Annotated in this window: 1 protein-coding gene; it reads right to left on the bottom strand. The window is 49.8% G+C overall.

Going from position 1 to position 23150, the window contains the following annotated elements; all coding sequences use genetic code 11:
- Positions 1-113 precede the first annotated feature (113 nt).
- Positions 114-23150 carry a tandem-95 repeat protein gene (locus OCU46_RS18360; RefSeq protein ID WP_337972460.1) on the bottom strand — a complete coding sequence of 7679 codons (23037 nt, stop codon included), beginning with the start codon at positions 23148-23150 and terminating at the stop codon, positions 114-116.

Below are 23150 nucleotides of genomic sequence, written 5' to 3'. Positions count from 1 at the left end.
GTCTTAATTACGGCAATTAATGTGTGACTCTATATATTAAGGATGGGGCAAACAGTACAAAAAAGGTCTAGCATCACACTAGACCTTTCTGTTTGCTTTATACGAACTCCCTTCTAAAGGTTATTATCTAAATCATTGAATTGATTATCATTTCCACCATTACCAGTATCATGACTTGAACTATCGTCAGTAAAGTCAATCTCAGAAACGCTACCATCTACTGATGTCCAATCCGTAGCACCGCCATCACTCTGAGGATCAACAGGATCTGACCCACTCTTATCACTCGCTTGCATTGCATACTGATCATCAACTTCAACACTCAAAGAGGCCGAAGCATCTGGCAATGCATTATCGAGGTCATCAAAGCCTTGGAAGTCCATTGAGAACTCACCAGAGAACGACTCATCTAGCGTAACCTCTACCGATTGCTCTAAGTTACCACTGACGGTGTAAGAGCCATCGCCATTATCGATAGCACCCTGAACTGACGCACCATCTGGCAAGCCCGAAAGCTCAACATGTTCAACACCATCCGCTTGAGATACCTCATTAGGAATGGAAACATTGATGCTGTCACCCGGAGCTGCTGTGATGTCTACTTCATCGGCTTCGCTCTCAACCTCCACCTCTGTCTGTTCTTGAGCAGTAGCAACTTGCTCTTCATTTGAGATATCAGCTTCCAGCTCTGGCTCACTCGTATCGACGGCTGTTTCAACGGCAAGATTCAAGTCATGTTGAGTATAATCATCACCCGACTGCGTAGTGACTTGAAGCTCCAGATCACCATCAAACTCAGGTGCAGCCCAGAAGGTCCACTCACCCTCACCGGATTCCATGATAACGCCGCTCTCATCACTAGCGTCAACATCCGTCACCTCACCGTCAGAAAGGCCCAGCTCAGAAAGCAGAGTATCTTCAGTCAGAACAAGGTCGCCATCGTCCGATAACACAAACTGCTCAGAACTTGACGGTGCCCCATCGTCAGACTCTACTAAATTGACATGGAACGAGCTTTCAATGCGGTTCTCACCATCAGTTGCAATGAAGCCAACTTGGACATCACCTGTATAACCTACAGCCGGCGTAAACTGGTGCTCACCGTTTGGCAAGGTTTCAAGCAAGCCATCCCCCTCCATCAAGCTAATAGACTCGATAGACAGAGCGTCACCTTCCGCATCCGAGATATTTGACAGCATATCTTGGTCGGTAAAGTGTAAGCTATTTCCTGTTTCCACTTCAGTGGTGACGACTGACTCAACCTCAGGAGCCTGATTTGCAACTGGCGCTTCATCATGAACTACGAATGCACTTTGCTCATCATGCAAGATACCGTCTCGCTCAATAACGTAAGCAAAATCAACCTCACCGGTAAAGCCATCGGCTGGTGTGAAGGTCCAAGTTCCATCACCATTGTCTACCATCTCACCCTGACTGCGGTCAACCAGGTGAACCATCTGCACCTCATCTCCATCTTCTGGCGAGATGTTCTGCGCGATACCCATCAAATCTTCAGCTGTAAGGATAATCGAGTCACCTTGAACAAGGTCGAAGTCACCAGCAATGATGCCATCATCTAGCTCTTCCGCCTCGTCTCCATAATCTACTGTTGTAGCTGATATGGTAACGAAGAAAGAGCCAGCAAAGTCTTGTGGAGGCGTCATTTGCAGATCTGAGATATCCCATTCCGTGATATCTACATACTGCCCCTCTCTGGTGATCTCTATGGTGTGTTCACCATCAGTCACAACAAAGCCCACAGGGAAACCTGTCATAACCAAATTACTCAATGATTCGGAATCATCGATCAGACCAACGTTCAAGCCAAGATGACCTGTTGAGTCTTCAGAGAACACCAGTGGGCCTTCATGGTCTGTCGTAATCACAGCGCCATCGGCTATAGGGCGAACAAACACAGGCACATCAAGTAAGGTTTCAAACTCACCGTCACTCACAATCACTTGCAGGTCTGAGATACCGGCAAAGTCTTCATTTGGTGTAAATGTCCAAGTACCATCGCCGTTCTCTTGGATCTCACCTCCATCTTCACCATCAGCGGTGATAATGCGTGATACGACCAATTGCTCGGTATCAATGTCACCAAACAGATCCAGCATATCGCTAGCGTCAAAGGTAAAGGCGCCATCCTCGCTCGTTGTCAGTAGTGCGTTACCTTGATTAAACGGCGCATCGTTAACTGGAATAACATCAACATTAATAGAACCTTCGACCTCCGCTTCACCATCTGATACTAAGTAATCAAGCGCTACGACTCCGTTGAAGTCTTGTGCCGTAACCAAGTGGTACATACCGTCTGGTTGCAAGGTCAAGGTTGCATTTGGTGGATTCTTAACCGAGATATTCTCCAAGCTAATATCATCACCATCCACATCGGTAACCTGATCCAATATGTATTGCGGGTCTATAGTTAGGACCTGATCTTCTTCGCCTTGTAGCTGCACCGTTGGCGCATCTGGCAAGTCATTGATGGCAGCTACATCTATGCTTCCATCTACAGAAGTCGTTGCCTCACCATCCGACACATCAAACGTCATCGGTACATTGCCGTTGAAGTTCTCCGTTGGCGACAATGTCCACGTACCGTCTTCATTGTCGGTCAATGAGCCGAATTGAGGATCGATAATTAAGTTGTTCGCGGTTAGTTCATCTAGGTTATGGTCAACGTCCGTCGCATTGGCAAGAAGCATCTCTTGGGTGATCAAGATGTCAGTATCTTCATCGCCACTGATGCTAACAGCATCTGACTCTGGCGCATCGTTAACTGGGGCCAAGTCTAGCAGTGCGGTAGTATCGACTGCATCGGTACCATCAAACACCTGATAGGCTAGCTCCACTTCACCATTGAAGTTTTCGTTCGGGTGGAACTCATAGAAATTAGATGCACTCACATCACCAGTGACATTCGGTGTGGTATCACTAACCAAGTCGACAATTTCACCATCGACAACTTGAATGTCAAAGGCTAGATCATCTGAAACCTCAGCTATAGATTTGCCAGCCTCAATGTCCGCATCGTCAACGCGCTCATAAGACATGGTAAATCCACCTAGCTCAATGTTTGATGCTGCCGAGTCATCATCAAACGGTTCTTGAGCCTGACCAATAATGGCTTGAGTTCCATCAGGAATCATGGTGCTAGTTAAGACAGTATCTGTACCTACAACCTCTCCATTGTCGAACACTTTTAATACGCCATCTTCACTATCCCAGCTAATCACGATGTTATGCTGTTCACCATCATTAAGATCTAGCGATTCGAAGATGGTGTTATCCCCAGAATTGAGATCAATACCTAAACCGCCATCATCATTCCTGACATAGATGTTTAAGCCATTACTGGACTCGGAGCTAATTGGACCGCCAAAAATGCTTTCGACTGAACCACTATGCTCGCCAGTAGAGGTGTAGTTGAACTCAATGGTAAACGCATCGAATGACTCAAGATCATCATTGAGTTCGATCTGAGCATTTTGATCCGAGCCAAAGCTTATCGCTCCAGCTTGGCTTAGGGTGCCATCATTACCATCGTAACTCACGTTCTGAACAGAAAGTTCATCACCATCGATGTCCTGAGCATTAGCCAGCAGTTGCTCGTCAGTAATTCTCATTACTGTATCTTCAAAGCCACCAAGTACAACCTCATCTGGAACAGGCAGGTCATTGACTGGGTTAACGGTTAGGTCTGCAGTGGCCTGAACTGTATCGCTGCCATCGGTGATATCAAAGTGCATATCGATATCGCCGTTGAAGTTGGCATCCGGAGTGATAGTAAAGCTGCCATCCTCGTTCTGAGTAACATCGGCGTTGCCGTCGACCGTCAGGTTACTCGCCGTGAGCGCATCCCCTTCCACATCGCTTGAGCCTGCAAGCAACTGCTCTTGGCTGATGGTAATAGAACCATCTTCATTCACCGTGTACGCATTCTCACCGGCCACCGGTGCATCGTTCACCGCAATGACATCAATGCCCGCAGTTGTGCTCGCCGTTGCGCCATCATCATCTATCACGACAACGTCTAGAGTCACATCGCCATTAAAGTTCTCGTTTGGCGCAAAGGTGACTGACCCATCTTGGTTCTGAGTCAGAATACCGTCGGTACCGGTGTACGAAACGCTATCTAGCGATACCGTGCCATCCACATCTGAGCTGTTGGCAAGAAGCTGCTCCGCACTGATGTTAATGGTGCCATCTTCGTTCATTTGGTACGAAGTAGAGCCTGCCACCGGTGGATCGTTAACATCCACGACGTTCACATCGATGTTGGCATCCACCGTGCCACCTTGACCATCATCCACCGTGAAGCCCAATGACACTTCGCCGTTAAAGTTGGCGTTCGGCGCGAACTCGTAGGTGCCATCACCGTTGTCGGTGAATACCCCATCCGCACCGGTGTAACTGACATCGGAGATAGATAAAGTATCACCATCAATATCGTCCGCACCCGCAAGAAGCTGCTCATCGGTGAAGGTCAGCGTACCATCTTCATTGATGGTGTAGCTGACGTCCTCTGCCGTTGGCAAGTCGTTCACTGGGTTAACCGTTAGGTCAGCCGTTGCCTGGATGGTGTCACTGCCATCGGTGATATCAAAGTGCATATCGATATCGCCGTTGAAGTCGGCATCCGGAGTGATAGTAAAGCTGCCATCCTCGTTCTGAGTGACTTCGGCGTTGCCATCCACAGTCAGGTTCGAAGCAGTAAGCGCATCCCCTTCTACATCCGAAGAGCCCGCCAGCAACTGCTCTTGGCTGATAGTAATAGAGCCATCTTCGTTGACCGTGTAGGCATTCTCGCCTGTCACTGGCGCATCGTTCACCGCGATGACATCAATGCCCGCAGTCGTGCTCGCCGTTGCCCCATCATCATCGATAACGACAACGTCTAGAGTTACGTCGCCATTGAAGTTCTCGTTTGGCGCAAACGTCACTGACCCGTCTTGGTTCTGAGTCAGAATACCGTCGGTGCCTGTGTACGAAACGCTATCCAGCGATACCGTGCCATCCACATCCGAACTGTTGGCTAGAAGCTGCTCCGCACTGATGTTAATGGTGCCGTCTTCGTTCATTTGGTACGAAGTAGAGCCTGCCACCGGTGGATCGTTAACATCCACGACCGTCACATCGATGTTGGCATCCACCGTGCCACCTTGACCATCATCTACGGTGAAGCCCAATGACACTTCGCCATTGAAGTTAGCGTTTGGTGCAAACTCGTAGGTGCCATCACCGTTGTCGGTAAACACACCATCGGCACCGGTGTAACTGACACCGGAGATAGATAAAGTATCGCCATCAATGTCGTCCGCACCGGCCAATAGCTGCTCATCGGTGAAGGTCAGCGTACCATCTTCATTGATGGTGTAGTTCACATCCTCTGCTGTTGGCAAGTCGTTGATTGGGTTGACCGTCAGGTCAGCCGTCGCCTGAACCGTGTCACTGCCATCGGTGATATCAAAGTGCATATCGATATCGCCGTTGAAGTCGGCATCCGGGGTAATGGTAAAGCTACCATCCTCGTTCTGAGTGACTTCTGCGTTGCCGTCGACCGTCAGGTTCGAAGCAGTGAGCGCATCCCCTTCTACATCACTTGAGCCTGCAAGCAGCTGCTCTTGGCTGATGGTGATGGAGCCATCTTCATTCACTGTGTAGGCATTCTCGCCTGCCACTGGTGCATCGTTGATTGCGATGACATCAATGCCCGCAGTCGTACTCGCCGTGGCGCCATCATCATCGATGACCACGACATCGAGGGTCACATCGCCATTGAAGTTCTCGTTTGGCGCGAAGGTCACTGACCCGTCTTGGTTCTGTGTCAAGATACCGTCGGTGCCGGTGTACGAAACGCTATCTAACGATACCGTGCCGTCCACATCAGAGCTGTTCGCAAGAAGTTGCTCAGCACTGATGTTGATGGTGCCGTCTTCGTTCATTTGGTACGAAGTCGTACCTGCCACCGGTGGATCGTTGACATCTACGACCGTCACATCAATGTTGGCCTCAACACTGCCGCCTTGACCATCATCCACAGTGAAGCCCAATGACACTTCGCCATTGAAGTTGGCGTTTGGCGCGAATTCATACGTACCATCACCGTTGTCGGTGAACACACCGTCCGCACCCGTGTAACTGACATCGGAGATAGATAAAGTATCGCCATCAATATCATCCGCACCCGCAAGAAGCTGCTCATTGGTGAAGGTCAACGTACCATCTTCATTGACGGTGTAGCTGACATCCTCTGCCGTTGGCAAGTCGTTGACTGGGTTAACGGTTAAATCAGCCGTCGCCTGGATGGTGTCACTGCCATCGGTGATATCAAAGTGCATATCGATATCGCCGTTGAAGTCGGCATCCGGAGTGATAGTAAAGCTGCCATCCTCGTTCTGAGTGACTTCGGCGTTGCCATCCACAGTCAGGTTCGAAGCAGTAAGCGCATCCCCTTCTACATCCGAAGAGCCCGCCAGCAACTGCTCTTGGCTGATAGTAATAGAGCCATCTTCGTTGACCGTGTAGGCATTCTCGCCTGTCACTGGCGCATCGTTCACCGCGATGACATCAATGCCCGCAGTCGTGCTCGCCGTTGCCCCATCATCATCGATGACGACAACGTCTAGAGTTACGTCGCCATTGAAGTTCTCGTTTGGCGCAAACGTCACTGACCCGTCTTGGTTCTGAGTCAGAATACCGTCGGTGCCTGTGTACGAAACGCTATCCAGCGATACCGTGCCATCCACATCCGAACTGTTGGCTAGAAGCTGCTCCGCACTGATGTTAATGGTGCCGTCTTCGTTCATTTGGTACGAAGTAGAGCCTGCCACCGGTGGATCGTTAACATCCACGACCGTCACATCGATGTTGGCATCCACCGTGCCACCTTGACCATCATCTACGGTGAAGCCCAATGACACTTCGCCATTGAAGTTAGCGTTTGGTGCAAACTCGTAGGTGCCATCACCGTTGTCGGTAAACACACCATCGGCACCGGTGTAACTGACACCGGAGATAGATAAAGTATCGCCATCAATGTCGTCCGCACCGGCCAATAGCTGCTCATCGGTGAGGGTCAGCGTACCATCTTCATTGATGGTGTAGTTCACATCCTCTGCCGTTGGCAGGTCGTTGACTGGGTTAACGGTTAAATCAGCCGTTGCTTGGACAGTATCGCTGCCATCGGTGATATCAAAGTGCATATCGATATCGCCGTTGAAGTCCGCATCTGGCGTGATGGTAAAGCTGCCATCCTCGTTCTGAGTGACTTCGGCGTTGCCGTCGACCGTCAGGTTCGAAGCAGTAAGGGCATCACCCTCCACGTCACTTGAGCCCGCAAGCAACTGCTCTTGGCTGATGGTGATGGAGCCATCTTCATTCACCGTGTAGGCATTCTCGCCGGCTACCGGTGCATCATTGATTGGTAGCACTGCCACATTGATAACTGTATCAACACTCGCACCATCGTCATCAGTAATAGTAACGTCTAGCTGTACGTCTCCATTGAAGTTCTGATTAGGTGCAAAGCTACAGGTACCATCGCCATTCACAGTAAAGATACCATCTGTACCACTATAGGTAATCTCAAGTAACTCTGGCGTACCATCTACATCGGTAGCACTTGCCAGAATCTGAGACTCACTAAAGGTAAGCACACTATCTTCATCGATAGTGTAAGACGTCGGACCCGCCACCGGTGGGTCATTCACCTCTATCACTTCGATGCCTGCGGTAGTGGTTGCTGTAGCGCCGTCATCATCGATGACCACCACATCCAGTGTGACATCGCCATTGAAGTTCTCATTTGGCGCGAAAGTGATCGACCCATCTTGGTTCTGAGTCAAAATACCGTCGGTGCCTGTGTAGCTGACGCTATCCAGCGATACCGTGCCATCCACATCCGAGCTGTTCGCTAGAAGCTGCCCAGCACTGATGTTAATGGTGCCGTCTTCGTTCATTTGGTACGAAGTCGAACCTGCTACCGGTGGATCGTTCACATCCACGACCGTCACATCGATGTTTGCCTCAACACTGCCGCCTTGACCGTCATCCACAGTAAACCCGAGCGAGACTTCACCATTGAAGTTGGCGTTTGGCGCGAACTCATAGGTGCCATCACCGTTGTCGGTGAACACACCATCGGCACCGGTGTAACTGACATCGGAGATAGATAAAGTATCGCCATCAATGTCGTCCGCACCGGCCAATAGCTGCTCATCGGTGAAGGTCAGCGTACCATCTTCATTGATGGTGTAGTTCACATCCTCAGCCGTTGGCAAATCGTTCACAGGGTTAACGGTTAAATCAGCCGTTGCCTGGATGGTGTCACTGCCATCGATGATATCAAAGTGCATATCGATATCGCCGTTGAAGTCCGCATCTGGCGTGATAGTAAAGCTGCCGTCCTCGTTTTGAGTCACCTCAGCGTTGCCGTCTACAGTCAGATTCGAAGCCGTGAGCGCATCCCCTTCTACATCACTTGAGCCTGCAAGCAGCTGCTCTTGGCTAATGGTGATGGAGCCATCTTCATTCACCGTGTAGGCATTCTCGCCCGCTACTGGTGCATCGTTCACCGCAATGACATCAATGCCCGCAGTCGTGCTCGCCGTCGCGCCATCATCATCGATAACAACAACATCTAATGTCACATCGCCATTGAAGTTCTCGTTTGGCGCGAAGGTCACTGACCCATCTTGGTTCTGAGTCAAGATACCATCGGTGCCTGTGTAGCTGACGCTATCCAGCGATACCGTGCCATCCACATCCGAACTGTTGGCAAGAAGCTGCTCCGCGCTGATGTTAATGGTGCCGTCTTCGTTCATTTGGTACGAAGTCGTACCTGCCACTGGTGGATCGTTCACATCCACGACCGTCACATCAATGTTGGCCTCAACACTGCCGCCTTGACCGTCATCCACGGTGAAGTCTAGAGACACTTCGCCGTTAAAGTTGGCATTCGGCGCGAACTCGTAGGTGCCATCACCGTTGTCGGTGAACACACCATCGGCACCCGTGTAACTGACATCTGAGATGGAGAGCGTATCGCCATCGATGTCATCCGCACCCGCCAGAAGCTGCTCATCGGTGAAGGTCAGCGTACCATCTTCATTGATGGTGTAGTTCACATCATCCGCTGTAGGATCATCATTAATAGGGTTAATCGTTAAGTTAAGATTGGTGGATACCAACTGGTCTCCATCCGAAACATCAAACGTAAACTCAATGTCACCATTGAAGTCCGCATCTGGCGTTAGGGTGAAGGTGCCGTCTCCATTATCTGTGACTGTGATATTGCCGTCTTCAGTGGCTAGGTTAGAAGCAGTCAGTGCATCACCATCTAAGTCGCTGGCGTTAGCTAGCAGTTGTTCCTGTGTAATGATGATAGAACCATCTTCATCCACATTGGCTGTAACAGCTTCGGCCTCTGGAGCGTGTTCAATATCAATAGTGATGGTCTGGCTGACTGTTTCGGAATCATCATTGGATAGTTCAGTCGCTGTTGCTGACACCTCAATATCAAATGAGTCGACCAATCCTTGTGGAATCTCTAGCTCAATGGTTTGCGAGATAGCCGTTGTTGGCAACACGACAGAACCGCTCTCTCCCACGGTTATTTCACCGCTATATATCTGACTATTTACCTCACCCACATCAATAGTAAAGTTGAAGTCTGTATAGTCAGCGTCACCGCCTCCATAGAGATCCTCAAATCCATAAACGATTTCACCATCTTCATTGACTGTAGTACGTGTATGCTCAATGCCGTCTTGGTTCAAATCAACACTGGAACCACCGTGGAAGATTGCATCACCAAAGGCACCGTCAATAACAGTGGTATCGCCATTTTCATCTACAAACACTAGTTGTGGGTCGACAGTATCCATGGTCGCTGGCGAGCCATCGGCTGCACGGAACTCAAAGCTACCGTTTTCCATAGCGTCAAAGTCGTTATGCGGGAACCCATTTGGTACCAAGAAGAGGTTAAAGCTCTCTCCCTCTTCAATTGGGAAGGTGAAGGAGCTTTCACTAGGGATTAGGTCACCGCCCCCACCAACTTGCGAGGCGTTTTCATAAACAATCTCAACACCTGTGATGTTGCCATCGCCATCAACCTTGTAGTAGCCCGCCGCATTTTGGAATTCTGCGGTTTCACCTTCAAAGGTTACGGTGATATCGGTGTCGTTGAAGCTAGTGATACCGTTTTGTTGATCGCCAAGCACTTCTTCATTGTCATAACGAATCACAGTACCTTCAGGAATACCATTCACCTCTACAGTCAAGGTCTCTGAAAGGTCCTGATCCACAAGGCTAGCACCTATGTTCAACTCAACAGTACCGCCCGGCTCAGTAACGATAGTGCTATCGCCAACGTCTGTGCCTTCTCCATCGGTAATATTAAGATTCGGCGCATCTGCTACTGCTTCAACATTCACATCGATAGCTTGAGAAACCGAAGTTTCACCATCTGACACAGTGAAATTCAACTGCAGATCACCGCTGAAGTGCTCACTCGGCGTAAATGAGTAGGTACCATTGCCGTTATCAACGAGACTTCCCTGATCGCCAGAGTAGCTTACGTCAGAGACCGATAGCTCATCACCATCTATGTCTGTTGCATTAGCCAGAAGCTGCTCATCTGTAATCAGAAGTGTGCCATCTTCGAGCATATCGAAAGATATGGCATCAGCTTCAGGTGCGTCATTCACTGGTGTGACATCTAGGCTCAGCTGTGTGGTCGTGCTGAGCTCACCATCACTCACCTCATAGTCAAACTGGATCTGACCATTAAAGTCTGCCGATGGCGTTACAGTAAAGGTGCCATCTCCGTTGTCCACAACAGTTGCGTTCGGATCATTAGTGGATAGGTTTGAGGCGAATAGCGCGTCACCATCCACATCAGAGGCATTCTCAAGCAACATGGCCTGAGTCACCAATATAGAACCGTCCTCTGCCACTTCTGCAGAGATCGCCTCTGCTTCTGGAGCATCGTTAACAAATTCAATCTGAAGGTCGATATTGGCGGTAACGATATCCGTGCCATCACTGACATCGAATGTAAGGTCAGCACTGCCAAAGTAGCCTTGGTCGGTGTTGATGGTGAAGGTTCCATCGCCATTATCCACCACAGATACGTTGTCATTCTGGCTGGTCACATTCAGCGCGGTAAGATCATCACCTTCAATGTCCGTTGCCTGAGCGAGCAGTTGCTCCTGGGTAATAACAAGAGACTCGCCATCATAGGTATTAAAGGTCAGGTCCGGCACATCAGGCAGGTCGTTCACAGGATTCACTGTTAGGTTCAGTCCTGTTGACACCGTTTCGATAGCATCGGTCACGTCATAGGTAAACTCTACTTCTCCGAAGAAGTTCTCACTCGGAGTAATAGTAAAGCTGCCGTCTGGATTTTCTATTATGCTCGCGTTTGGATCATTGGCTTGCAGATTCACCGCTTGCAAGGCGTCACCATCCACATCCGATGCGTTGGCTAGCAAGTCTTCTTGGGTGATAGTGATGTTGCCATCCTCATCCACTACAGCCTCTACTGGAGCAGACACCTCTGGACCTTCGTTGACCATTTCTACATCAATACGGGCAGTACTCGGCGCACTGGCCATGCCATCACTGATATCATAGGTCAGACTTACTTCCCCATAGAAGTCTTCAGCGGGCTCAAAGGTAAAGGTGTTATCACCGTTATCAGTTAAAGTACCATGACTTTGATCGGCAAGAAGCAGGTTCTCGATATGAAGAATATCGCCATCCACATCACTAGCACCACTTAATAGGTCTTTGGCCTCAATGACCATAGTGCCGTTTTCCATCATCTGGGTATGCAAAGGCGCACCCGGAACAGGCACATCGTTCACAGGGATAACGGTAAGGTCTATATGGGTATCAACTTCATCGGTACCATCAAACACCTTATAATCAATGTCCACTTCTCCATTGAAGTTTTCATTTGGCATAAAGGTATAAGTGCCATCTTCGTTATCTATCAGTTCACCATTTTCACCTGAGTAACTGATTTCTGAGATAGAAATGGCATCACCCTCGACATCACTGGCATTGGCAAGGAGGTCGTCTGCGGTGAATGATATGCCCACATCTTCATCGGTAGATAGAACAATGGGTCCAGATACAATCGGAGCATCATTCACTGACTCGAAATTGATGTTGATGATGTTGTCATCGGTCAACTCGCCATCGGTTACTTGGTAGCCAAGTTCAATCTCACCATAGAAGTTTGCATCCGGGGTGACAGTCCAAGTACCATCGCCATTATCTATCAGAGTGGCATGCTCTGAGTTCTCACCTACAAGCTCTAGGTTTTGAATATCTAGATTGTCGCTATCGATATCCGATGCCTGAGCCAAAAGTTGCTCTTCTGTAATTACAATGGATGCGAACTGAGCCGCTCCTTCGATATTCAATTCAATATTCGGAAGTTCGGCAGTAAGGTCAATCTCTGTCTCATCCGCGTGGATATTAAGAGAGACCGATTCGGTGACCTCAGTACCATCTACACCTAAACTAGTAAATACCGCCTCATCAGGACAAGTTTGCGATACCGTCATGTTCTGCACTACGTAGGTACCGTTACCCTGAATCGTCCCTAACTCAAAGTAAGAAACCGGCTCACTTACGGTTAACGTGTAGTCAGTTTCAAAGCTACTGCGATCTTCTTTGTGGTAAGTCAGTGAGTCAATCACTTCCCCATCGGCGTTAAACGCCTTAATCTCAACCTCTGTAAAGTGGCGAGATTCCTCCATAAACCAGCCACCCACGCCATCAAGGTGGAAGTTGATTTCATTGATGTCTTGACCTTCAACGGTAACCGTCAGTTTCTCATCACCGCTCAAACCTTGACGGTCTGTATCCCCAAGGCCGTGACCAATATGAGTATTACCGTTCCATGCTCCTAGTGGATCATCGTTACTCTGAACGGTAACCGTTAGATCGCCATCAGTGAACTCTCGGGTATACGGGTCAACCTCAGTGCCCCAATCATCAACGCTAGCGTTGTCGTCAAAAGTGCCAATTTGAGTAGTATGAGTGCTGTCTGAAACATCGTCATTTGGAACAAATCGAACCTCGGTGTCTGCTGGGATCTCTACTCCAACTTCTAGTTCAACCCACTCATCATTGAGATTAGCCTCAATAATGCCGTGTTCCGGCGCTTGATCCAGACGGATCGCAGGCTCTTCACGTAGCGTTACACCAACGGTCTGATCTTCCTCTGCCTGAATGAACAGTTCTTCGCCCGCATCCGGTTGGTCGTTCACAGGATTAACCGTTAAGTCTGCGCTGCCCTGAACCACATTGTCGCCATCACTGACATCAAAACTGATGTCAATATCACCATTCCAATCTGCGTCCGGCGTGATAGTAAATGAACCATCATCATTGGTCGTTACCGTTGCATTACCATCTACCGACAGGTTTTGAGCAATTAAGGCATCGCCATCAATATCATTTGCATGAGTCAGCAACTGCTCTTGACTAAGGGTTATTTGGCCATCTTCATCTATGGTGTATGCGAGACTTCCGTCAACAGTTGGCGCATCATCAACAGGCGTTACCTGAATATCAATATTTGCTGTAACAGATTCGGTGCCATCGTTAACCTCGAATGACAGATCTACATTCCCGTTAAAGTTCTCATTTGGCGCAAAGACATAGGTGCCATCACCTGCATAAGTGAGGATGCCGTCGGTTCCCTGGTAACTAACGCTATCGATAGTCAGGTTATCTCCATCGATATCCGCAGCACCTTGAAGAAGGTCTGCATCAGTAAAGATCAGAGTACCATCTTCTTGAATGGTAAATTGCTTATCATCAGCTGTCGGTAGATCGTTAACTGGGTTTACTGTCAGATCAGCCGTTGCTTGAATGGTGTCGGTGCCATCAGTGATATCGAAGTGCATATCAATATCACCGTTCCAATCCGCATCTGGCGCAATGGTGAAGCTGCCATCTTCATTGGCGGTGACTTCAGCGTTGCCATCAACAGTAAGATTTGAAGCAGTAAGTGCATCTCCTTCTACATCACTAGAGCCAGCAAGAAGTTGCTCTTGGCTGATAGTAATGGAGCCATCTTCATTAACTGTGTAAGCATTATCACCGGCAACAGGTGCATCATTAATTGGCAATACATCAATGTTGGCATTGGCTTGCGCAGTCGCACCACCTTCATCGACCACCACCACATCAAGAGATACCTCACCATTAAAGTTCTGGTTTGGTGCGAAACTATAGGTGCCATCACCGTTGTCGGTAAGAATACCGTCTGTACCTGTATAACCGACGCTGTCTACCGCGACCTCACCTTCAATATCCGACGCCTGCGCTAAGAGTTGCTCTGCAGTGAAGACTAATACTTCATCTTCATTGACGGTATAAGCTGTGTCTCCGGCAACGGGTGGATCATTTACCTCGATTACGTCAATATTTGCGGTGGTTTGTACAGTCGCATCATCTTCATCCACAACAGTAACGTCTAGATTTACGTTGCCACTGAAGTTTTCGTTTGGTGAGAATGTGTAAGTGCCGTCACCATTGTCAACCAACACACCGTCTGTACCTGAGTACGAGACGTCATCTACCGCTACTTCACCCTCGATATCGGACGCATTAGCAAGCAGTTGCTCGTTACTGATGGTAATGGAATTATCTTCTTGAACCGTATAAGAGGTAGAACCAGCTACTGGCGGATCATTCACCTCAGTTACCACAATGTTGATTTGTGATTCAGAGATAAATTCGCCATCATCGACGGCATAGTTGATGCTCAAGTTACCACTAAAGTTTTCGTTTGGAGAGAAAGTAAAGGTTCCATCACTATTGTGAGAGAATACACCATCGTTGCCGTAGTAGTTATCTACCATTATCGACAGTTCATCACCGTCAGGGTCACTGACATGTGCTAACAAGTCCGCTTCGGTGAAGGTTAGGCTTCCATCCTCTTCCATTGTGTAATCAACAACGTCTGCTTCTGGAGCTTCATTCTCATCTATCGGTGGATGCGCACCAAGCACATCAATGTCAGCAGTGGTCTGAGCGGTCGCACCATCTTCATCCACAACGGTTACATCAAGGGATAAGTTGCCTGCAAAGTCCTGAGGGGGTTCGAAGGTATAAGTACCGTCTCCATTATCGGTCAGGTTACCAAAGCTGCCACCGTAAGAGACTGAGTCTATGTAAACATCACCTTCGATATCCGAGCTGTTCGCTAGTAACTGCTCCGAACTAATGGTGATACTTCCATCCTGCGCCATAGTGTAGGAGGTAGAGCCTGCTACTGGAGGATCATTAATCGGTAGAACGTCAATACTTGCGGTTGCGGAATCTTTCGCTCCCTCTGCATCAACAACCACGACATCAAGAGACACCTCACCGTTGAAGTTTTCATTTGGTGCGAAGCTAAAGGTACCGTCTCCATTATCCATCAAGATACCATCGGTACCTGAGTAACTGACACTATCCAGTAACACCGTACCCTCAGCATCGCTAGATTGAGAAACCAGCTGTTGCATACTAAAGATCAGAACTTCATCTTCATTGATAGTGTATGCAGTATCCCCTGCCACGGGTGGATCATTTACCGCAATAACCTCGATACCAGCTGTTGTACCGGCGGTTGCGCCATCATCATCTATCACGATAACGTCTAGAGTCACATCGCCATTGAAGTTCTCGTTTGGCGCGAAGGTCACTGACCCGTCTTGGTTTTGAGTCAAGATACCGTCGGTGCCGGTGTACGAAACGCTATCCAGCGATACCGTGCCATCCACATCCGAGCTGTTGGCAAGCAGTTGCTCAGCACTGATGTTAATGGTGCCGTCTTCGTTCATTTGGTACGAAGTCGTACCTGCCACCGGTGGATCGTTCACATCCACGACCGTCACATCAATGTTGGCCTCAACACTGCCGCCTTGACCGTCATCCACGGTGAAGTCTAGAGACACTTCGCCGTTAAAGTTGGCGTTCGGCGCGAACTCGTAGGTGCCATCACCGTTGTCGGTGAACACGCCATCGGCACCGGTGTAACTCACACCTGAAATGGAGAGCGCATCACCATCGATGTCATCCGCACCCACCAATAGCTGCTCGTCAGTGAAGGTCAACGTACCATCTTCATTGATGGTGTAGCTGACATCCTCTGCCGTTGGCAAATCGTTCACTGGATTAACGGTTAAATCAGCCGTCGCCTGGACGGTGTCGCTGCCATCGGTGATATCAAAGTGCATATCGATATCGCCGTTGAAGTCCGCATCTGGCGTGATAGTGAATGAACCATCTTCGTTCTGAGTGACTTCGGCGTTGCCATCGACTGTTAGGTTACTTGCCGTCAGCGCGTCTCCTTCTACATCCGAAGAGCCCGCAAGCAACTGCTCTTGGCTGATGGTGATGGAGCCGTCTTCATTCACTGTGTAGGCGTTTTGACCGGCCACTGGCGCATCGTTCACCGCAATGACATCAATGCCCGCAGTCGTGCTCGCCGTTGCGCCATCATCATCGATGACCACAACATTCAGTGTGACATCGCCATTGAAGTTCTCGTTTGGCGCAAACGTCACTGACCCGTCTTGGTTCTGAGTCAAGATACCGTCGGTGCCTGTGTATGAAACGCTATCCAGCGATACCGTGCCATCCACATCCGAGCTATTCGCCAGCAATTGCTCCGCACTGATGTTGATGGTGCCGTCTTCGTTCATTTGGTATGAAGTCGAACCTGCTACCGGTGGATCGTTGACATCCACGACCGTCACATCGATGTTGGCCTCAACGCTACCGCCTTGACCGTCATCCACAATGAAGCCTAATGACACTTCGCCATTGAAGTTGGCGTTTGGCGCAAACTCATAGGTGCCATCACCGTTGTCGGTGAAGACGCCGTCTGCTCCCGTGTAACTCACATCAGACACTGACAGCGTGTCGCCATCGATGTCATCGGCACCGGCAAGAAGCTGCTCATCGGTAAAGGTCAGTGTACCATCTTCATTGACGGTGTAGCTGACATCCTCTGCCGTTGGCAGGTCGTTGATTGGATTGACTGTCAGGTCAGCGGTCGCCTGGACGGTGTCGCTGCCATCGGTGATATCAAAGTGCATATCGATATCGCCGTTGAAGTCCGCATCTGGCGTGATAGTGAATGAACCATCTTCGTTCTGAGTGACTTCGGCGTTGCCATCGACTGTTAGGTTACTTGCCGTCAGCGCGTCTCCTTCTACATCACTTGAGCCTGCTAGCAACTGCTCTTGGCTGATGGTAATGGAGCCATCTTCATTGACCGTGTAGGCATTCTCGCCGGAGACTGGCGCATCGTTCACTGCAATGACATCAATGCCCGCAGTCGTGCTCGCCATGGCGCCATCATCATCTATCACGACAACGTCTAGAGTTACGTCGCCATTGAAGTTCTCGTTTGGCGCGAAGGTGACTGACCCGTCTTGGTTCTGAGTTAGAATACCGTCGGTGCCTGTATACGAAACGCTATCCAGCGATACCGTGCCATCCACATCCGAGCTATTCGCAAGAAGCTGCTCCGCACTGATGTTGATGGTGCCGTCTTCGTTCATTTGGTACGAAGTCGAACCTGCTACCGGTGGATCGTTCACATCCACGACCGTCACATCAATGTTGGCCTCAACACTGCCGCCTTGACCGTCATCCACGGTGAAGTCTAGAGACACTTCGCCGTTAAAGTTGGCGTTTGGCGCAAACTCATACGTGCCATCACCGTTGTCGGTGAACACGCCATCCGCACCAGTGTAACTCACATCTGACACTGACAGCGTGTCGCCATCGATGTCATCGGCACCCGCAAGAAGCTGCTCATCGGTGAAGGTCAACGTACCATCTTCATTGATGGTGTAGCTGACATCCTCTGCCGTTGGCAAGTCGTTGACTGGATTAACGGTTAAATCAGCCGTCGCCTGGATGGTGTCACTGCCATCGGTGATATCAAAGTGCATATCGATATCGCCGTTGAAGTCCGCATCTGGCGTAATGGTAAAGCTGCCATCCTCATTCTGAGTCACCTCAGCGTTGCCATCGACAGTCAGGTTCGAAGCAGTAAGGGCATCACCCTCGACATCAGAAGAGCCTGCAAGTAGCTGCTCTTGGCTGATGGTGATGGAGCCATCTTCGTTAACCGTGTACGCATTCTCACCGGCCACTGGTGCATCGTTGACCGCGATGACATCAATGCCCGCAGTCGTGCTCGCCGTCGCGCCATCATCATCTATCACGACAACGTCTAGGGTTACGTCGCCATTGAAGTTCTCGTTTGGCGCGAACTTCAATGACCCATCTTGGTTCTGAGTCAAGATGCCGTCGGTGCCTGTGTAGCTGACGCTATCCAGCGATACCGTGCCATCCACATCCGAGCTATTCGCCAGCAATTGCTCAGCACTGATGTTAATGGTGCCGTCTTCGTTCATTTGGTACGAAGTCGAACCGGCCACCGGTGGATCGTTCACATCCACGACCGTCACATCGATGTTGGCCTCTACACTGCCGCCTTGGCCGTCATCCACGGTGAAGCCCAATGACACTTCGCCATTGAAGTTAGCGTTTGGCGCAAACTCGTACGTGCCGTCACCGTTGTCGGTGAAGACGCCGTCTGCACCGGTATATGAAACGTCACTGACTGACAGCGTATCGCCATCGATGTCATCCGCGCCTGCCAATAGCTGCTCATCGGTGAAGGTCAGCGTACCATCTTCATTGATGGTGTAGCTGACATCCTCTGCCGTTGGCAGGTCATTGACTGGGTTAACGGTTAAATCAGCCGTTGCCTGGATGGTGTCGTTGCCATCAGTGATATCAAAGTGCATATCGATATCGCCGTTGAAGTCCGCATCCGGGGTAATGGTAAAGCTGCCGTCCTCGTTCTGAGTGACTTCGGCGTTGCCATCGACCGTCAGGTTCGAAGCAGTAAGCGCATCCCCTTCCACATCGCTTGAGCCTGCAAGCAACTGCTCTTGGCTGATGGTAATAGAGCCATCTTCATTGACCGTGTACGCATTCTCACCGGCTACCGGTGCATCATTCACCGCGATGACATCAATGCCCGCGGTAGTGCTTGCTGTTGCCCCGTCATCATCGATGACCACCACATCCAGCGTGACATCACCATTGAAGTTCTCGTTTGGCGCGAAGGTCACTGACCCGTCTTGGTTCTGAGTCAGAATACCGTCGGTGCCAGTGTACGAAACGCTATCCAGCGATACTGTGCCGTCTACGTCTGAACTGTTCGCCAGCAATTGCTCAGCACTGATGTTGATGGTGCCATCTTCGTTCATTTGGTACGAAGTCGAACCTGCCACCGGTGGATCGTTCACATCCACGACCATCACATCAATGTTGGCCTCGACGCTGCCGCCTTGACCGTCATCCACAGTGAAGCCCAATGACACTTCGCCATTGAAGTTGGCATTCGGCGCAAACTCGTACGTGCCGTCACCGTTGTCGGTGAAGACGCCGTCTGCACCGGTATAAGAAACGTCACTGACTGACAGCGTATCGCCATCAATATCGTCCGCACCGGCAAGAAGCTGCTCATCGGTGAAGGTCAGCGTGCCATCTTCATTGACGGTGTAGCTGACATCCTCTGCCGTTGGCAGGTCATTGACCGGGTTAACGGTTAAATCAGCCGTTGCCTGGATGGTGTCTGTGCCATCGGTGATATCAAAGTGCATGTCGATATCGCCGTTGAAGTTTTCCTCCGGCGTGATGGTGAATGAGCCGTCCTCGTTCTGAGTGACCTCAGCATTACCATCAACCGTCAGGTTCGAAGCAGTAAGCGCATCCCCTTCCACATCAGAAGAACCCGCCAACAACTGCTCTTGGCTGATGGTAATAGAGCCATCTTCATTCACCGTGTACGCATTCTCACCGGCTACCGGTGCATCGTTCACCGCAATGACATCAATGCCCGCGGTAGTGTTTGCCGTGGCACCATCATCATCGATAACCACGACATCCAGTGTGACATCGCCATTGAAGTTCTCGTTTGGCGCGAAGGTCACTGACCCGTCTTGGTTCTGAGTCAGAATACCGTCGGTACCGGTGTACGAAACGCTATCCAGCGATACCGTGCCGTCCACATCCGAACTGTTGGCTAGAAGCTGCTCCGCACTGATGTTAATGGTGCCGTCTTCGTTCATTTGGTACGAAGTCGAACCTGCTACCGGTGGATCGTTCACATCCACGACCGTCACATCGATGTTGGCCTCAACAGTGCCGCCTTGACCATCATCCACCGTAAAGTCCAATGACACTTCGCCATTGAAGTTGGCGTTTGGCGCAAACTCATACGTGCCATCACCGTTGTCGGTGAACACACCATCGGCACCCGTGTAACTGACATCGGAGATAGATAAAATATCACCATCAATGTCGTCCGCACCGGCCAATAGCTGCTCATCGGTGAAGGTCAGCGTACCATCTTCATTGATGGTGTAGTTCACATCCTCTGCCGTTGGCAGGTCGTTGACTGGGTTAACGGTTAAATCAGCCGTTGCCTGGATGGTGTCTGTGCCATCGGTGATATCAAAGTGCATATCGATATCGCCGTTGAAGTCCGCATCCGGGGTAATGGTAAAGCTACCATCCTCGTTCTGAGTGACTTCTGCGTTGCCATCCACAGTCAGGTTCGAAGCAGTAAGCGCATCCCCTTCTACATCCGAAGAGCCCGCAAGCAACTGCTCTTGGCTGATGGTAATGGAGCCATCTTCATTCACCGTGTAAGCATTCTCACCGGCTACCGGTGCATCGTTCACGGCAATGACATCAATGCCCGCGGTAGTGCCCGCCGTTGCGCCATCATCATCGATGACCACGACATCCAGTGTGACATCACCATTGAAGTTCTCGTTTGGCGCAAACGTCACTGACCCGTCTTGGTTCTGAGTCAGGATACCTTCGGTGCCGGTGTACGAAACGCTATCCAACAATACTGTGCCGTCCACATCCGAACTGTTCGCAAGCAGCTGCTCCGCACTGATGTTGATGGTGCCGTCTTCGTTCATTTGGTACGAAGTCGAACCTGCTACCGGTGGATCGTTCACATCCACGACCGTCACATCAATGTTGGCCTCAACACTGCCGCCTTGACCGTCATCCACGGTGAAGCCCAATGACACTTCGCCGTTAAAGTTGGCGTTTGGCGCAAACTCGTACGTGCCATCACCGTTGTCGGTGAACACACCATCGGCAGCGGTGTAACTGACATCGGAGATGGATAAAGTATCGCCATCGATGTCATCCGCACCGGCCAGAAGCTGCTCATCGGTGAAGGTCAACGTACCATCTTCATTGATGGTGTAGCTGACATCCTCTGCCGTTGGCAGGTCATTGACTGGGTTAACGGTTAAATCAGCCGTTGCCTGGATAGTGTCACTGCCATCGGTGATATCAAAGTGCATATCGATATCGCCGTTGAAGTCCGCATCTGGCGTAATGGTGAATGAGCCATCCTCGTTCTGAGTGACTTCGGCGTTGCCATCTACGGTCAAGTTCAAAGCAGTAAGGGCATCACCTTCTACATCAGAAGAGCCTGCAAGTAGCTGCTCTTGGCTAATGGTGATGGAGCCGTCTTCGTTGACCGTGTAGGCGTTTTGACCGGCCACTGGCGCATCGTTGATAGGTAGAACGTCAATATCTGCAGTAGCGTTTACTGTTGCCCCTTCTTCGTCGACTACCACCACATCAAGTGCTATCTCGCCGTTGAAGTTCTCATTCGGAGCAAAGCTAAATGTTCCGTCATCGTTTTGAGTCAAGATGCCATCAGTGCCGGTATAGTTAACGCTATCAACTGCTACCTCACCCTCAATATCGCTCGCTTTTGCTAACAATTGCTCAGCGGAAAAGGTAAGCACTTCATCTTCGTTAATCGTATACGCAGTATCCCCTGCAACTGGCAGGTCGTTGACCGCGATAACCTCAATGCCAGCTGTCGTGCTTGCAGTAGCACCATCGTCATCGATAACAACGATATCTAGTGTTACATCACCATTGAAGTTTTCATTTGGTGCAAATGTCACCGAACCATCATTATTTTGGGTCAAGACACCATCGGTACCGGTGTAAGTAACACTATCCAGTGATACCGTGCCATCAATATCCGAACTGTTCGCCAAAAGCTGTTCAGGACTGATGTTGATGGTGCCATCTTCATTCATCTGGTACGAAGTTGAACCCGCGACAGGGGGATCGTTCACTTCAATAACAGTAATATCTATATTGGCTTCAACAGACTCAGTACCATCATTGACGATGAAGTTTAGATCAACTTCGCCGTGGAAGTTTTCGTTTGGAGCAAAGGAATAAGTTCCGTTTCCGTTGTCAGTTAAGACACCTTGATCGCCAGTATAAAGCACGCTTTCAACAGAGAGGTCATCACCATCCACATCTGTCGATCCTACAAGCAGATCTTCAGCTGTGAAGGTTAAAGTACCATCCTCTTCCATGGTGTAGACTTTATCTTCAATTTCCGCTGCGTCATTTTCGTTGGTAACTTGAATCTCTATGGTTTCAGACACAGTTTCAGAGTCAAAGTCATCGTCAATTTCTGAGACAGCTTCTTCAGATTCATCTAAGACATCAACTTGGAAAGTTTCAGATACAGTTTCAGAGTCAAACTGATCATCCTCTGCTGCAGGCTGAGCTTGCGAACCACCAACACCACTTGCTACCTGACTCGCTTGGGCTGAAGCCTGCTCTTGCCCCTCGGAGCTTGCAGCTTCATTAGGACCTGATTCCCCATCTTCGACAGAGCCTCCGACAGACTGAGGGGCGGAGGAGCCAGATTCTTCACCCCCACCCGACTTACCATCACTCATTTCACTACCAACAACATTGGACTGTGCTGCTTGTCCGCCACTGTCGCTACCTTGACCACTCTCTTCACTGGCTGCTGCCGCGGCTCCTGAGCCAGAGTCCTCTTCCTGACCCTTTTGAGAATTACCCGAAGCACCTTGGTTTGCATTGTCAGCAGCTTCAACTTCAGCGCCTGCTGTCGCTATAGTCGTTGCTACTGTGCTCTGTTGGTTTTGTTGGTTCTGTTTTTCTACCTGAGCATCTTCGGTTTGTATGTTCTCAACAGCATCATTCAAAGGATTGTTCTTGTCTTCAGCCAT

This window comes from Vibrio comitans, from assembly GCA_024346835.1.
Lineage (GTDB): Bacteria > Pseudomonadota > Gammaproteobacteria > Enterobacterales > Vibrionaceae > Vibrio > Vibrio comitans.
This window is presented reverse-complemented; position numbering and strand designations above follow the sequence as displayed.

Bases quoted from the DNA above. Each gene is read 5' to 3' on its own strand.
- OCU46_RS18360 (WP_337972460.1), bottom strand. From the start codon at position 23,150: ATGGCTGAAGACAAGAACAATCCTTTGAATGATGCTGTTGAGAACATA.